General features: G+C 72.0%; 13 protein-coding genes. 7 read left to right on the forward strand and 6 right to left on the reverse strand.

The window, feature by feature from the left end:
- Positions 1-38: 38 nt before the first annotated feature.
- Entirely contained in the window at positions 39-365 is a 327-nt protein-coding gene (locus GL259_RS24580) for a hypothetical protein (protein ID WP_208026512.1), read from the reverse strand.
- 109 nt (positions 366-474) lie between these two features.
- Between GL259_RS24580 and GL259_RS24585 the strand changes: the two genes are divergently transcribed.
- The 5 genes from GL259_RS24585 (at position 475) to GL259_RS24605 (ending at position 8,262) form a co-directional block, all read left to right on the forward strand.
- Positions 475-885, forward strand: coding sequence for a hypothetical protein (locus GL259_RS24585; protein ID WP_243762378.1), 411 nt, complete (start codon positions 475-477; stop codon positions 883-885).
- A 236-nt stretch (positions 886-1,121) separates the two neighbouring features.
- Positions 1,122-2,375 (forward strand): Ig-like domain-containing protein, encoded by a 1,254-nt coding sequence (locus tag GL259_RS24590; protein ID WP_159535494.1) that lies wholly within the window; start codon positions 1,122-1,124, stop codon positions 2,373-2,375.
- Positions 2,376-2,517: 142 nt separating this feature from the next.
- Positions 2,518-3,960: an ABC transporter permease gene (locus GL259_RS24595; protein WP_159535495.1), complete on the forward strand. Its 1,443-nt coding sequence runs from the start codon at positions 2,518-2,520 to the stop codon at positions 3,958-3,960.
- Between the two features lie 73 nt (positions 3,961-4,033).
- Positions 4,034-4,717 carry an ABC transporter ATP-binding protein gene (locus GL259_RS24600; protein ID WP_159535496.1) on the forward strand — a complete coding sequence of 228 codons (684 nt, stop codon included), beginning with the start codon at positions 4,034-4,036 and terminating at the stop codon, positions 4,715-4,717.
- 221 nt (positions 4,718-4,938) lie between these two features.
- Positions 4,939-8,262, forward strand: coding sequence for a S8 family serine peptidase (locus GL259_RS24605; RefSeq protein WP_159535497.1), 3,324 nt, complete (start codon positions 4,939-4,941; stop codon positions 8,260-8,262).
- Positions 8,263-8,315: 53 nt separating this feature from the next.
- On the opposite strand, the gene GL259_RS24610 is transcribed toward GL259_RS24605, so the two are convergent.
- Positions 8,316-9,230: a helix-turn-helix transcriptional regulator gene (locus GL259_RS24610; RefSeq protein WP_159535498.1), complete on the reverse strand. Its 915-nt coding sequence runs from the start codon at positions 9,228-9,230 to the stop codon at positions 8,316-8,318.
- A 172-nt stretch (positions 9,231-9,402) separates the two neighbouring features.
- On the opposite strand from GL259_RS24610, the gene GL259_RS24615 reads away from it, so the two are divergent.
- Positions 9,403-10,446 (forward strand): NAD(P)-dependent alcohol dehydrogenase, encoded by a 1,044-nt coding sequence (locus GL259_RS24615; RefSeq protein WP_159535499.1) that lies wholly within the window; start codon positions 9,403-9,405, stop codon positions 10,444-10,446.
- 185 nt (positions 10,447-10,631) lie between these two features.
- Here the strand turns inward: GL259_RS24615 and GL259_RS24620 are convergent, their stop codons facing one another.
- Positions 10,632-11,750, reverse strand: a complete 1,119-nt coding sequence (locus GL259_RS24620) for a hypothetical protein (protein WP_159535500.1) — start codon at positions 11,748-11,750, stop codon at positions 10,632-10,634.
- A gap of 230 nt (positions 11,751-11,980) precedes the next feature.
- Between GL259_RS24620 and GL259_RS24625 the strand changes: the two genes are divergently transcribed.
- Positions 11,981-13,138 carry a cystathionine gamma-synthase gene (locus GL259_RS24625; RefSeq protein WP_159535501.1) on the forward strand — a complete coding sequence of 386 codons (1,158 nt, stop codon included), beginning with the start codon at positions 11,981-11,983 and terminating at the stop codon, positions 13,136-13,138.
- Between the two features lie 30 nt (positions 13,139-13,168).
- On the opposite strand, the gene GL259_RS24630 is transcribed toward GL259_RS24625, so the two are convergent.
- The 3 genes from GL259_RS24630 to GL259_RS24640 all read right to left on the reverse strand — a co-directional run bounded on the left by GL259_RS24630 (position 13,169) and on the right by GL259_RS24640 (position 14,694).
- Positions 13,169-13,417, reverse strand: coding sequence for a hypothetical protein (locus tag GL259_RS24630; RefSeq protein ID WP_159535502.1), 249 nt, complete (start codon positions 13,415-13,417; stop codon positions 13,169-13,171).
- Positions 13,418-13,468: 51 nt separating this feature from the next.
- Positions 13,469-13,972 carry a sigma factor-like helix-turn-helix DNA-binding protein gene (locus tag GL259_RS24635; RefSeq protein WP_159535503.1) on the reverse strand — a complete coding sequence of 168 codons (504 nt, stop codon included), beginning with the start codon at positions 13,970-13,972 and terminating at the stop codon, positions 13,469-13,471.
- 203 nt (positions 13,973-14,175) lie between these two features.
- A complete protein-coding gene (locus GL259_RS24640; RefSeq protein WP_159535504.1) occupies positions 14,176-14,694 on the reverse strand; it encodes a MarR family transcriptional regulator in 519 nt (172 codons plus the stop codon).
- Between the last annotated feature and the right edge of the window lie 63 nt (positions 14,695-14,757).

Genomic DNA, 14,757 nt, shown 5'->3' on the forward strand with positions numbered 1-14,757 from the left:
CGGCGGCCCGGGGCCTCGCCGGGGAAGGAGCGGGCGGCTCAGTGACCGAAGCGCTCGCGGCGCACCGAGTAGACGACGAACCCGGCGCCCAGCGTCAGGCAGGCCGTGCCGCCGACGATGTAGGGGGTGCTGTCGAAGCTGCCGGTGTCGGCGAGCCGGACGTCCTGGACGGTGCCGTCCAGGGACGTGGACGTGGTGTGGGACACCACTCTCGCCTGCTGCGTGACCTGCGGGGACGGGCTCGCCGGGGCCGACTCTCTCGCCGGGGCGTCCGAGGTCGCGTTCGCGGACGGGACGAACCACAGGGCGCACAGCAGGGTGCCTGCGGCGGTGGCGGTCAGCAACGGACGGAGCGCGGATGACACGGAATATCGATCCCCTTGTGGCGCTGGCGAATTGGCCGTGTGGGCCGATGTTAATGAAAGGCGCGGGTCACAGGAAAGTCACAGGGGCCCGGAGCCGTACGCTCCGGGCATGAGCACTCCAGAGACTTCACGTTTTGTCCGGCTTCGGGTGGAGATCGTCCTCGAGGTCGAGGACGAAAAGGCGGTGACCGACGCCGCGTTGCGCAGGATCGCGGACGACGGCGATATGCCGGACGCGGAACGGGTACACGCCGAGAGTGCTGTGAGGGAGGACACCGCTGAGGCCCTCGCGTATCTCGTCGACCCGTTCGGTCTGGTCGGCGAGGTGCCCGGGGTCGACCTCCAGCAGGCCTCGTGGAGCAGCGAGCGGATCGACTACGACCCTGATGCGCCGGAGTGGGACCTCGACGAGGAGGACGACGAGGAGCCCTACGACGACGGGTACGACGAAGTCGCCGAGGACGGCGACGAGGAGGACCGCGTCGACGGCGACGCGCGCGGGACGGGCGGGGCCGGCTGAGGCCGCCCGGAGGGATCGTGGTCCCGGGCGGCGACCGCCGTCCGGGACCACGGCGTTCCGGGCGGCGCACCGGCCGGCACCCGCCACTTCCCGCCGCGGCGGACGTGGTGAGCCCCACACCCGTGGGCCATGGGGAACCGGATCAACCGGTCGTAGCGTTGATGGTTAGGACGAGGTCCCGGCTTCGGGCCGGGTGCTCGTGGGGTTGGGATTCGGCAACGATGGAGAAGCGTGTGATGACGGACGGTAAGCGGCGCAGGGGTCTGACGGCCGCGTCCGCTCTGCTCGGTGGTGTGCTGGTGCTCTCGGCGTGTTCCGGCGGGGACGCCGACGCCTCGGGAGGCGACGGCGGGAACGGCACCGCGCAGGCCCGGGTCGACGAGGCGGCGGCCGAGAAGAGCTCCGAGGCACAGATCGAGATCACGCCGAAGGACGGCTCGAACAACGCCTCCATCAACAACTCCGCCGCCGTGACCGTGACCAAGGGCACGCTCACCGAGGTGAGGATGACGACCGCCGACGGCACCGCCGTCTCCGGTGAGATATCCGCCGACAAGAAGACCTGGAAGCCCAGCGCCCAGCTGGAGCGCGCCACCACCTACAAGGTGACGGCCACCGCCGAGGACTCCGAGGGCCGCGCCGCGCACGAGAACGCCTCGTTCACCACGGTCTCCCCGACCAACAGCTTCATCGGCACCTTCACCCCGGACGACGGCACCACCGTGGGCGTCGGCATGCCGGTGTCGATCAACTTCGACAAGGCGATCACCGACAAGGCCGCGGTCCAGAAGGGCGTCACCGTCTCGACCACCAGCGGTCAGGAGGTCGCCTGCCACTGGTTCAACGCCAACCGCATGGACTGCCGCCCCGAGGACTACTGGCAGGAGGGTTCCACCGTCACCCTCAAGCTGGCGCTCGACGGGGTCGAGGGCGCCGAGGGCGTCTACGGCGTCCAGCAGAAGACGGTCACCTTCAAGATCGGCCGCAACCAGGTCTCCTACGTCGACGCCGAGACCAAGCAGATGAAGGTCACGCAGGACGGCAAGACCGTGCGGACCATCCCGATCTCCGCCGGGGCGCCCGAGAACAAGACGTACGAGGGCCAGATGGTGATCTCCGAGAAGTTCAAGGAGACCCGGATGAACGGCGCGACCGTCGGCTTCACCGACGACGACGGCAAGGGCGAGTACGACATCAAGGACGTGCCGCACGCCATGCGCCTGAGCACCTCCGGCACCTTCATCCACGGCAACTACTGGGGCGACAAGTCCATCTTCGGCAGCGCCAACACCAGCCACGGCTGCGTCGGCCTGTCCGACACCAAGGGCGCGAACGACCCGAACACGCCCGGCGCGTGGTTCTACGACAACTCGATCGTCGGTGACGTGGTCGTCGTCCAGAACACCGGCGACAAGACCATCGCCCCGGACAACGGCCTCAACGGCTGGAACATGAGCTGGGAGCAGTGGAAGGCGGGCTCGGCGATCTGACGCCGGCCGCCCCGCGGCGCCTCACCCCACCCGGCCGATGCCGCCGTCCGCCCCTTCGGGGGCGGACGGCGGCATCGGCCTTCTCATGCGGCTCTTATGGCGTGCTTAACGCTTCATCACGGACCGTCCCTAGCTTGCCGCCATGTTCTTCACCTACCTGAGGCGCGAGCTGCGCCGCCGCAGAAAGGCGGCCCTCGTCGTCGCCTCCGGCCTCGCACTCGGCATCGCGCTGGTCGTCGTGGTCGACTCCGTCTCCTCCGGAATGGGCAAGGCGCAGGAGAAGGTCCTGCAGTCCCTGTACGGGCTGGGCACGGACATGACGGTCACCAAGGCCGCGGAGTCCACCACCGCCGCCGAGCGCCCCCGCTTCCGCTTCGACGCCCGGGACGACGGCTCCGGCGAGGAGCAGAGCAGCGACCGCGTCATGGTGCAGGGCTTCCAGACCCTGGCGAGCTCCACCGTGGACAAGGTCGGCGAACAGGACGGTGTCGCCGACGCGGTGGGCGGACTGAGCCTGCAGGTCGTCAAGGTCAGCGGCGAGTTCACGCGGGGCCGGTTCCAGCAGGACGGCCAGGGCGGCGGCCCCGGTGCCGCCCAGCCCTCGCCGCAGGGACGGGTCCAGGGCGGCGGCGCCGACTTCGACGTCAACAGCTACTCCGTCTACGGCACCGACGTCACCGAGCCCGCCCTCGGCCCGCTGACCTCCTCCGAGATCACCAGCGGCCGCACCTTCAGGACGACCGAGACCGACGCGAAGGTCGCCGTCGTCGACTCCGCCTACGCCAGGGAGAAGAAGCTCCAGACCGGTGACACCGTCACCGTCAAGGGCACGAAGTACGAGGTCATCGGCATCGCCACCGCCTCCAGCGGGGACGCGGCGGCCAACCTCTACGTCCCGCTGAAGCAGGCCCAGACGCTCGCCGGCGCCAAGGACAAGGTCACCACCATCTACGTCAAGGCGACCGACTCCCAGCGGATCGACAGCGTCAAGTCCGGGATACAGAAGAACATCTCCGGCACGACCGTCACGACCTCCGCCGACCTCGCGGACACCGTCTCCGGCTCCCTGTCCACCGCCTCCTCGCTCGCCGCCGGCGTCGGCAGGTGGCTGTCGGTCGTGGTGCTCGTGGCCGCGTTCCTCGTCGCCGGCCTGCTCACCTCCTCGGCGGTCTCCCGCCGGGTGCGCGAGTTCGGCACGCTCAAGGCGCTGGGCTGGACGTCCGGCCGGGTGACCCGGCAGGTGGTCGGCGAGTCCGTGGTCCACGGTCTGGTCGGCGGCGTCCTCGGCATCGCGCTCGGCCTGGCGGGCGCCTACGCCGTCACCGCGGTCAGCCCCACCCTGCAGGCCCAGCTCGGCGGCGGGGGAGGCGGCACGGGCGGGCCCGGCGGCGGCGCCGGCCTCGGCGGGCCCGGACGGCAGGCCGCCGCCAGGACCCTCGACGTCGCGCTCACCGCGCCCGTCAGCCTCACCACCCTCGCCCTCGCGGTCGGCCTCGCGGTGGCCGGCGGCCTCGTCGCCGGCGCCTTCGGCGGCTGGCGCGCCTCCCGGCTGCGGCCGGCCGACGCGCTCCGCCGCGTCGGCTGACGCCCGCCCGGCACCGGTCCCGGGGCCCGCAGCGGACGGGCCCCACCCTCGTACGCGATCCAGGAGCAGACCCATGTACGAACTCAGAGGCGTCACCCGGCGCTACACGCGCGGCAAGGAGACCGTCCACGCCCTCGACGGAGTCGACCTGACCATCCCCGACGGCGACCGGCTCGTCATCCAGGGACCCACGGGCGGCGGCAAGTCCACGCTGCTGCAGATGCTCGGCGGGCTCGACCTGCCCAGCTCCGGCGAGATCGTCCTCGACGGCACCGACCTGGCCCGGCTGCCCGAGGCCCGGCTCACCCGGGTCCGCAGCGAGAACATCGGCTTCGTCTTCCAGTCCTTCAACCTGATCCCCACGCTCACCGCGCAGGAGAACGTGGAGACCGCGCTCGTACCGCTCGGGGTGAAGGCGAGGGAGCGCCGCGAGAAGGCCGCCGAGGCGCTGGCGTCGGTCGGGCTGGGCGAGCGGCTCGGGCACCTGCCCGGTGAGATGTCCGGCGGCCAGCAGCAGCGGGTGGCCATCGCGCGGGCGCTGGTGAAGGAACCGAAGGTGCTGCTCGCCGACGAACCCACCGGAAACCTCGACGAGTCGACGCGCGACGAGATCATGGACGTGCTCGTCCGCATGTGGGAGGAGCTGGGGCTCACCTTCGTCATGGTCACCCACGACTCGGCCGTCGCGAAGCAGGCCCCGCGCCTGGCGACGATCCGCAAGGGACGGATCACGGTGAAGGAGAACACCCGGGCCTGAGCCGGGAAGCGCCCAACCGCGCGGTTCCGTAACGGGGTTCCGGCGGCGAGGTTACAGTCACCCGTCGACTTCGGCACCCTCTTCGACATCCCTTGAGGCGCTTGATCACCCCTCGGCATACTTCGTGATCCGGGGGGTGCGCGCAGACGTACGAGACCACCCCCGGCCGGGTGACGGTAATCCACCCGGCAACTTCGCTAGGGGGAACCTTGCGCAGACAAGTGAAGAGAGCGTGCGCGGCCACGGTCGCCACGGCGGCCGCCGTGGCGCTCGCGGCGGGCATGGCCGCTCCGGCGTCGGCGGACGGGGGACGCACGACCGCCGGGGCGCAGACGTCCGACAAGACGTCCGCGGCCAAGGCCAAGCACCGCGTCACGCTGATCACCGGTGACCGGGTCGCCGTGGACGCCAAGGGCCGCGTGGTCGGCCTGGAGCGGGCGAAGGGCCGGGAGCACATACCCGTCCAGGTCCGCAGGACCGGCGGTCACACGCTCGTGGTGCCGGCGGACGCCGCCCGGCTGATCGCGAGCGGCAAGCTCGACCAGCGGCTCTTCGACGTCACCGAACTCAACAAGGCGACGACCCGCGGCTCCCAGAAGCGGGGCCTGAAGGTCATCGTCGGCTACAAGGGCAGCGCGGCGGGCGCCAAGGCCGAGGTGCGCGACGCGGGCACGCTCCGCCGGACCCTGAAGACCCTGAACGCGGACGCGGTGCAGACGCCGCACGAGGACGCGCCCGACCTGTGGGACGCCGTCACCAACGGCGACCGGACCGCCTCCGGTGTCGCCCACGTCTGGCTCGACGGGGTGCGCAAGGCCAGCCTCGACACCTCCGTCGCGCAGATCGGCACCCCCAAGGCGTGGGCCGCCGGCTACGACGGCAAGGGCGTCACCATCGCCGTGCTGGACACCGGTGTCGACGCCACCCACCCGGACCTCAAGGGCCAGGTGACCGAGTCCAAGAACTTCACCTCCGCGGCCACCACCGGGGACAAGGTCGGCCACGGCACCCACGTCGCGTCCATCGCGGCCGGTACGGGCGCCAAGTCGGGCGGCAAGTACAAGGGCGTCGCGCCCGGCGCGAAGGTCCTCAACGGCAAGGTCCTCGACGACTCCGGCTTCGGTGACGACTCCGGCATCCTCGCCGGCATGGAGTGGGCGGCCGCGCAGGGCGCCGACGTCGTCAACATGAGCCTGGGCGGCATGGACACCGCCGAGGTCGACCCGCTGGAGGCGGCGGTCAACAAGCTGTCCGCCGAGAAGGGCGTGCTGTTCGCCATCGCGGCCGGCAACGAGGGCCCGCAGTCGATCGGTTCGCCGGGCAGCGCGGACGCCGCGCTCACCGTCGGCGCCGTCGACGACAAGGACGCGCTCGCCGACTTCTCCTCCACCGGCCCCCGCGTCGGCGACGGCGCCATCAAGCCGGACGTCACCGCGCCGGGCGTCGACATCACGGCCGCCTCGGCGAAGGGCAACGACATCGCCGGGGAGGTCGGCGAGAAGCCGGCCGGCTACATGACCATCTCCGGCACGTCGATGGCGACCCCGCACGTCGCGGGAGCCGCGGCGATCCTGAAGCAGCAGCACCCGGAGTGGACCCACACGGAGCTGAAGGCCGCCCTCACCGGCTCCACGAAGGGCGGCAAGTACACGCCGTTCGAGCAGGGTTCGGGCCGGGTCCAGGTCGACAAGGCCGTCAAGCAGACGGTGATCGCCGACCCGGTGTCGCTGAGCTTCGGCGTGCAGCAGTGGCCGCACACCGACGACAAGCCGGTCACCAAGGAGCTGACCTACCGCAACCTCGGCACCGAGGACGTCACGCTGAAGCTGACGTCGACGGCCACCGACCCCAAGGGCAAGGCCGCCCCGGCCGGCTTCTTCGAGCTCGGTGCCACCACGGTCACCGTCCCGGCGGGCGGCAGGGCCTCCGTGGACCTCACCGTGGACACCCGGCTCGGCGGCACCGTCGACGGCGCGTACTCCGCGTACGTGGTCGCGACCGGCGGCGGGCAGAGCGTGCGCACGGCGGCCGCCGTGCAGCGCGAGGTCGAGTCGTACGACGTGACGCTGAAGTTCCTCGGCCGTGCGGGCAAGCCGGCCGGCAACTACGTCGCGAACCTCTCCGGTCTCTCCGGCCTGGGCGCCGGGCAGTGGTACCAGCCCTACGACGCCGACGGCACCGTCACCGTGCGGGTGCCCAAGGGCGGTTACGTCCTGGACACCGGCATCTTCGTCAGCCCCGACCCGCAGAAGTACGAGGGCGCCGACTGGCTGGCCCAGCCGAAGCTGAGCGTCACCAAGGACACGACGATCACGCTGGACGCCCGCAAGGCCAAGCCGGTGAACATCACCGTGCCGGACAAGGGCGTCAAGTCGGAGTTCGCCTCGGCCGACTACACCGTCGAGACGAAGAACACCGCCCAGGCCTTCGGCTGGTGGCTGGACTCGTACGACAACTTCCGCTCCGCCCACCTCGGCCCGCAGATCACCGACGGCTCGCTCAGCCAGCAGTGGGACTCCCACTGGAGCAAGGGCGCCAAGGAGCAGTACGACACCGTCGCCGGCGGCGTGGTCAAGCAGCTCGCCACCGGCTACAACCGCGCCTACAAGGCGGGCGACCTGGCCACGGTGAAGGTCGGCCTCGGCGCGTCGGCGAGCGGCAAGAAGGGCGAGGTCGGCGCGGTGGGCTGGCTGCCGACGAGCGGCGGGGGCTCCTCCGTCAGCATCCCGCAGACCCTGCCCGGCACCCGCACCCTGCACCTGTCCACCGGGAACGGGGTCCGCTGGGACCTCGACTTCGCGCAGCGGGGCGGTGTCGACGCGGACGGCTGGCCGGTCTACGACGCCGGTTACACCATCGGCTACGGGAAGGCCTACAAGGGCGGCGCCCACTACTCCGAGACCGTGAACACGGCCGTCTTCGGACCGCGTCTGACCTCGGAGTACGGTCTCTTCCGGGACGGCAACAGCATCTCGGGCCTGGTCCCGCTGTTCGCCGACGGCAAGGGCCACGACGGGTCCTCGCTGTTCACCTCGGTCACCACCACCCTCTACCGCGACGGCAAGAAGGTCGGCTCGAACGACGACCCGCTGCTCGGCGACCAGGAGTTCAAGGTCCCCTCCGGTGACGCCGCCTACAAGCTGACCACCTCGGTCAAGCGCAGCGCCAAGGTCGCCGCGGCTTCCACCCGCATCGACGCGAGCTGGACCTTCCGCTCCAAGAAGACCGCCGACCTCAAGCAGCTGCCCGCCTCCACGGTCCGCTTCAACGCGGCCACGGGCCTGGACAGCAAGGTCACGGCCGGCAAGAAGGTCACCGTCCCGGTCACCGTCGAGGGCGCCGCCAAGGGCAAGAACCTCAAGTCCCTGTCGGTGTACGTCTCCTACGACTACGGCCAGACCTGGAAGAAGCTCGAGGTGAAGAAGGGGAAGGTCACCTTCAAGAACCCGGCGAAGGGGAAGGCGATCTCCTTCCACGCCAAGATCGCCGACAAGAAGGGCAACAAGTCGACGATCTCGATCTACAACGCCTACCACGGCAAGTAGTCCCTGAGGGAGGGGCCCGCCGGAAGCAGCGCTTCCGGCGGGCCCCTCCCGTCTCAGGCGGTCGTCGTCGTTCCGGACCGGCTCGCGTCCACGCCCCAGCTGCCCAGCAGCCGCAGGGCCTCCGCCGACGGCGAGCCCGGCTCCGCGAAGTACGTGACCAGCGACTGCCCGCTGTCGTCACCGGCCGGGCGGAACGACTCCCAGAGCAGCGTCAGCTCACCGACCAGCGGATGCCGGACGTGCTTGACGCCGTGGCTCTTCTCCTTGACGTCGTGCGCGGCCCAGAGCCCGCGGAACTCCTCGCTCTTCACGGACAGCTCCCCGACCAGGGAGGACAGCTGGGGGTCGTCCGGATGGCAGCCCGCGTCCATGCGCAGGTAGGCGACCATGTCGTACGCCTTCTGGTCCCACTCCACGAACAGCTTCCGGTAGTCCGGGTTCAGGAACACCAGCCGCGCCCAGTTCCGCTCCTGCGCCGGCATCCGGCCCCAGTCCCCGAAGAGCGCCGCCGCCATCCGGTTCCAGGCGAGGATGTCCGAGCGCCGGCCCACGACGTACGCCGGGACCGTGTCCATCGACTCCAGCAGCTGCCGCAGCGCCGGGCGGGTCTGCTGGGTCCGGGGCCCCTGCTTCTTCCTGTGCCGCTTCGGTTTCGCCAGGTGCGTCAGGTGGGCGTGCTCGGCGGCGGTCAGACGCAGGGCGCGCGCGATCGAGTCCAGTACCTCCGCCGAGACGTTCCGCCCGTTGCCCTGCTCCAGGCGCGTGTAGTACGCCACGGACACCCCGGCGAGCTGCGCCAGCTCCTCCCGGCGCAGGCCCGGCACCCGGCGGTGCCGTCCGAAGTCCGGCAGGCCCACGTCCTCCGGCTTCAGCCGGGCGCGGCGGGTGCGCAGGAACTCGCTGAGTTCCGCTCGCGGGTCGAGGCCGCCGCCCGCGGGGCCGGCCGGATCGGTGTGCCGCTCGTCCATGGCTCCAGTATCCCCGGTCGTACGCACAGCATCCTGTCCCTGCCAGTGGTACGCACGGCGAACGTAGGCAGAGCCGTGGTCTGGGTGGTCCCCGGCCGCTGCCGCAGGCTGGATGCCGTGCCCGGGCGGACAGAAGGCAGCCGGGCGCACGACTTCCGAGGAGATCCCTGGTATGACCACTGTCGCCGCGTACGCCGCACCCGCCGCCAAGGCTCCGCTGGAGCGGACGACCATCGAGCGGCGCGAGGTCGGTGAGTTCGACGTCCTGATCGACATCAAGTTCGCCGGTATCTGCCACTCCGACATCCACCAGGTCCGTGAGGGCTGGGGCGGAGCGATCTTCCCCATGGTCCCCGGCCACGAGATCGCCGGTGTGGTGTCCGAGGTCGGTCCCGGTGTCACGTCGTTCCGGGTCGGTGACCGCGTGGGCGTCGGCTGCATGGTCGACTCCTGCCGCACGTGCGACAACTGCCGGGCCGGCCGGGAGCAGTACTGCACCGGCAGCGGCATGGTCGGCACGTACAACGCCCTGGACAAGAACGGCGAGCCGACCTACGGCGGCTACTCGCAGAAGATCGTCGTCGACGAGAACTACGTCGTCCGCATCCCCGACGGCCTGTCCCTCGACGCCGCCGCGCCCCTGCTGTGCGCCGGCATCACCGTGTACTCCCCGCTGAAGCGCTGGGGCGCCGGCCCCGGCAAGAAGGTCGCGATCCTGGGCATGGGCGGCCTCGGCCACATGGGCGTCAAGATCGCGCACGCGCTGGGCGCGGAGGTGACGGTGCTGTCGCAGTCCCTGCGCAAGAAGGACGACGGCCTGAAGCTGGGCGCCGACCACTACCACGCCACCGGTGACCCGAAGACCTTCGAGGAGCTGCAGGGCGCCTTCGACCTGATCGTGTCGACGGTGTCGGCCCCGCTGGACTTCAACGCCTACCTGTCCCTGCTGAGGACGGAGGGCGCGCTGGTGAACGTGGGCGCCCCCGAGGAGCCCATCTCCCTCAACCTCTTCTCGGTGATCGGCGGCGGCAAGACCCTCGCCGGTTCGATGATCGGCGGCATCGCCGAGACCCAGGAGATGCTGGACTTCTGCGCCGCGCACGGCATCGGCGCGGAGATCGAGCTGATCGGCGCGGCCGAGATCAACGAGGCGTACGAGCGGGTCCTGAACAGCGACGTCCGCTACCGCTTCGTGATCGACACGGCGACGATCTGACGCACCGCGCCCCCGGCCGCGTCCGCGGGGTGCGTCCCGCCGTGCCCTCCGGGCGGACACCGCTCGCCGGTGTCCGCCCGGAAGGGGAGGGACCGCAGCCGCGGTGGCCGTGGCACCCCTCCCGCCGCCCGGAACGAGTGCGGGAGAAGCGGTACGGCGGACCCGGGCCGTGGGGGGCGGCGGGCTCAGTGCGGCAGGGTCGCCGGGCTGCCGCCGTTCGCCTCGTAGCCCGCGACCGCCAGGGCCCGGTAGACCGCGAACTCCGCGGCGGGGTCGGCGGACAGGGTCCAGGGGAGCGCGCCGACGTGGCCGTCGATGTGTATCAGCTGGTTCATGGCCTCCGCCCAGCGCTCGGCGCGGACCAGGAAGAAGACCAGCATGTGCCGGACGTGCGCGAGCATCGGGTCGTCAGGGCGGGCCGAGTGGACCGCGTGCAGCGCGCCGTGGATCGCGCGGGTGACGACCTCGCTCTGGTAGAAGCCGCTGACCAGGTTCACCTCGGGCATGTGCTCGAACACCGCGAAGAGCGGCATCGCGGCGAGGAGCGACCCCCGGGGCGCCCGGGCCGCCGCGGCCTCCGCGAACTCGTACGCCTGCTGCCGCGAGCCGTGCCACTTCTCGCACCAGTAGTGCAGCGCGGCCAGGTGCGCCCCCATGTGGGACGGCGCACGGTCCAGGATCTTCAGCCAGACCTGCTCGAAGTCCTCCCGGGAGTAGCCGAGTCCACGGGCCGCCGAGAGCTCCACGATGTACGGGACCGGGTCACCGGGAGCCAGCAGCGCCGCCTCGCCGCACGCCTCCTTCGCCTCCTCCATGATGATCCGGAACTCGTCCGTCCCGGGCGTCGCCGTACGCCACGCCTGCTGCACCAGGAACTCGGCGTGCACCGCCGCTCCCCCCGCGTCCTTGGGGGCCTCGGTCCGCCACACCCGCAGCCACTGCCCGCCCGGCGCCTCGCCCGCCCCGCCGGGCCGCTGCCGCAGCTCCAGCGAGGCGGCGCCCGCGAAGGCCTGGACGCGCTGCCAGCGCAGCTCGCCCTCCGCGTCCGTGCCGGCCAGCAGCTGCTGTGCCGCCCGGTGGTCCTGCGTGCGCTGCACCAGGTCCAGGACGTCCAGCAGGTCCTGGTCGGGGCCGGGCATGCGGATGTCCAGCTCCTCCTCGCGGGCGAAGCCGTAGTTCGCCGGGTCCGCCGCGTCCGGGTGGCCGGGCGGGACCAGACCGACCGCGCCGGGCCGGCGCCTGAGGAACGGCACCACCACGAAGCCGAGCATGACGAGCGCGATCAGGACCCAGAGAATCTCCATGCCACCAGCGAACCAGACCGCGCCGCCCCTTGGCCAACCCGGTGCCCGACCCTGTGGAGAACTCCCGGCTCCCGGCTCCGGAAGCGGTGCCCGTCCGCCCTCACCCGCCCCTCGTCCACCCCTCGTCCGTCCTTCCTCCGCCCCGCTTCCGCCCCGCTTCCGCCCCGCTTCCGCCCCCCGTCCGCCCCGCATCCGTCATCGGCGCCGCCCGAGCACTACCCTCGGTGCTCATGAGCGACAGGCACATCAGTCAGCACTTCGAGACGCTCGCGATCCACGCGGGCAACACCGCCGACCCCCTGACGGGCGCGGTCGTCCCGCCGATCTACCAGGTGTCCACCTACAAGCAGGACGGCGTCGGCGGCCTGCGCGGCGGCTACGAGTACAGCCGCAGCGCCAACCCCACCAGGACCGCGCTGGAGGAGAACCTCGCCGCCCTGGAGGGTGGCCGCCGCGGCCTCGCGTTCGCGTCCGGACTGGCGGCCGAGGACTGCCTGCTGCGCACGCTGCTCAGCCCCGGCGACCACGTGGTGATCCCGAACGACGCGTACGGCGGCACGTTCCGCCTCTTCGCCAAGGTCGTCGCCCGCTGGGGCGTGGAGTGGTCGGTGGCCGACACCTCCGACCCGGCCGCGGTGCGGGCCGCCCTCACCCCGAAGACCAAGGCCGTCTGGGTGGAGACCCCCTCCAACCCGCTGCTCGGCATCACCGACATCGCCGCCGTCGCCCAGGTCGCCCGGGACGCGGGCGCCCGCCTCGTCGTCGACAACACCTTCGCCACGCCGTACCTCCAGCAGCCGCTCGCGCTCGGCGCGGACGTCGTCGTGCACTCCCTGACCAAGTACATGGGCGGCCACTCGGACGTCGTCGGCGGCGCCCTGATCACCGGCGACGCGGAGCTGGGCGAGGAGCTGGCCTTCCACCAGAACGCGATGGGCGCGGTCGCCGGACCCTTCGACTCCTGGCTGGTGCTGCGCGGCACCAAGACGCTCTCGGTCCGCATGGACCGGCACAGCGAGAACGCGACGAGGATCGCCGAGATGCTCACCCGCCACGCGCGCGTGACGAGCGTCCTGTACCCGGGCCTGCCGGACCACCCCGGTCACGAGGTCGCCGCCAAGCAGATGCGGGCGTTCGGCGGCATGATCTCCTTCCGCGTCGAGGGCGGCGAGGAGGCGGCCGTCGAGGTCTGCAACCGGGCCCGGGTGTTCACGCTCGGCGAGTCCCTGGGCGGCGTCGAGTCGCTGATCGAGCACCCCGGGCGGATGACGCACGCGTCCGCGGCCGGTTCCGCGCTCGAGGTCCCCGCCGACCTGGTGCGGCTGTCCGTCGGCATCGAGAACGTCGACGACCTGCTCGACGACCTCCAGCAGGCGCTCGGGAAGTAAGGACCGCGAGCCGGTTCGCGCCGGGCCGGTTCACCAGCCCGTCAGGGGCGGCGTCGTCTCCGACGGCGGCTCCGCCCAGGGCCGGGCCGTCAGCGCCCACACCGTGAACGCCACGGCCGCCGCGCACACCAGCAGCCACATCGCGCGGCGCGCCAGCGTCCTGCGCCGCAGGATGCGGGCACCGCGGCGCACGGCCTGCGCGTGGAGCCCGGGCGGCACCGGGGGCGGCGGCCGCTCCAGCAGCCGCCGCACGGTCGCCTCACGGTTCGTCCGGGCCATCCCCGCCTCCCGTCTGGTCGTCGTCGCCGGGCCCCGCCGGTCCGGGCGGCCTCATGACGGCACCGCCCCGGCGCCTTCGACCGCCGGAGCCGGTTCCCGGGGCGGGCGCAGGAGGACCGCCATCGCGCGGTGGCAGATCGTCCGCACGCGCTCCGCGGGCAGACCGAGCAGGGCCGCCGTCTGCTCCTCGGCGACGCCCTCGTGGAGCCGCAGGACCAGGATCAGGCGTTCCTGCGGGGTGAGCCGGACCAGGAGGCCCCCGGGGCGGGGGCGCGAGCGGAGCGGACCGCCGTGCCGGTGCCAGGCGCCGTGCGCGAAGCGGGTCGCCAGGTACCGGCGGGTGACGTCGTAGGGGTCCTCGCCGCGCAACCGGTCCCAGGACGCGTACGTGTGGGCCAGCGCCAGGGTCAGCAGGCGCCGCGCGCGCGGGTTGTCGTCCGGTGCCTCCGCGGTGAGCAGCGTCGCGGTGTGCAGCAGCCGTCCGCCCGCGCCCGCGACGTACGCCTCGAACTCGCGGGCCCGGCGCAGATCCCGGGACGCATGCCGTGGTCGCAACCGCGCCTCCCGCCACCCCTGAACGAGCCGGTCCCGGCCGCGTACGGCCCGCGGCGGGCGCGTACGACGGGGACCCGGTCTCATATGAGGCCAGGGTCCACCCCGTGGTCAAGAGCCGCGCACCCCGCAACCGGGCCGCCCTCGCGCGCGGCGGCACCCCCGCGCCCGACGGGCACCCCGCCCCGGACGGACGTCCGGGGCGGTCAGGACGCCGGCTGCCCCTCCTGGCCGGGTCCCCCCTGCACCGACATCCGCGTGGACAGCGCGCTGTTGAAGCGGGTCAGGAGCGCGCAGAACGCCTCGCGCTCCTCCGGCTCCCAGTCGTGTGTCAGCTCGGCCATCAACTGACGCCGCGAGGCCCGCACTTCCTCCAGGCGGGACAGCCCGCGCGGGGACAGCTGGAGCACCACCGCGCGTCCGTCCTCGGGGTGCGAGGTCCGCTTGACCAGGCCGGTGTCCACGAGCGGGGCCACCTGCCGGGTGACCGTCGAGGAGTCGATGCCCATGCTCGCGGCGAGCGCCTTGACGCCCATCGGACCCTCTTTGTCGAGGCGGTTGAGCAGCAGGTAGGCGGCGCGGTCCATGGAGTTGCGCACCTGGCCGACCCCGCCGAGCCGCGTCTGTTCGGCGCGGCGGGCGAACAGCGCCACCTCGTGCTGCAACGTGTCGAGAAGACCGGTGTCACCGACGGCAGTTGCGTCCGTCGTCATGTCCATCGACATTTCAGGTGTTGTGGGCATGGCCGGGGGCTCACTTCGTGGAGGGCTGCTTGTGTGGGGGACAGG

It is taken from the genome of Streptomyces sp. Tu 3180, assembly GCF_009852415.1.
Lineage (GTDB): Bacteria > Actinomycetota > Actinomycetes > Streptomycetales > Streptomycetaceae > Streptomyces.

Excerpts from the sequence above, each read along its gene's own strand:
- GL259_RS24590 (WP_159535494.1), top strand. The coding sequence starts at position 1,122 with ATGACGGACGGTAAGCGGCGCAGGGGTCTGACGGCCGCGTCCGCTCTG.
- GL259_RS24600 (WP_159535496.1), top strand. The coding sequence starts at position 4,034 with ATGTACGAACTCAGAGGCGTCACCCGGCGCTACACGCGCGGCAAGGAG.
- GL259_RS24615 (WP_159535499.1), top strand. The coding sequence starts at position 9,403 with ATGACCACTGTCGCCGCGTACGCCGCACCCGCCGCCAAGGCTCCGCTG.
- GL259_RS24610 (WP_159535498.1), bottom strand. The coding sequence starts at position 9,230 with ATGGACGAGCGGCACACCGATCCGGCCGGCCCCGCGGGCGGCGGCCTC.
- GL259_RS24630 (WP_159535502.1), bottom strand. The coding sequence starts at position 13,417 with ATGGCCCGGACGAACCGTGAGGCGACCGTGCGGCGGCTGCTGGAGCGG.
- GL259_RS24585 (WP_243762378.1), top strand. The coding sequence starts at position 475 with ATGAGCACTCCAGAGACTTCACGTTTTGTCCGGCTTCGGGTGGAGATC.
- GL259_RS24620 (WP_159535500.1), bottom strand. The coding sequence starts at position 11,750 with ATGGAGATTCTCTGGGTCCTGATCGCGCTCGTCATGCTCGGCTTCGTG.
- GL259_RS24640 (WP_159535504.1), bottom strand. The coding sequence starts at position 14,694 with ATGTCGATGGACATGACGACGGACGCAACTGCCGTCGGTGACACCGGT.
- GL259_RS24625 (WP_159535501.1), top strand. The coding sequence starts at position 11,981 with ATGAGCGACAGGCACATCAGTCAGCACTTCGAGACGCTCGCGATCCAC.
- GL259_RS24595 (WP_159535495.1), top strand. The coding sequence starts at position 2,518 with ATGTTCTTCACCTACCTGAGGCGCGAGCTGCGCCGCCGCAGAAAGGCG.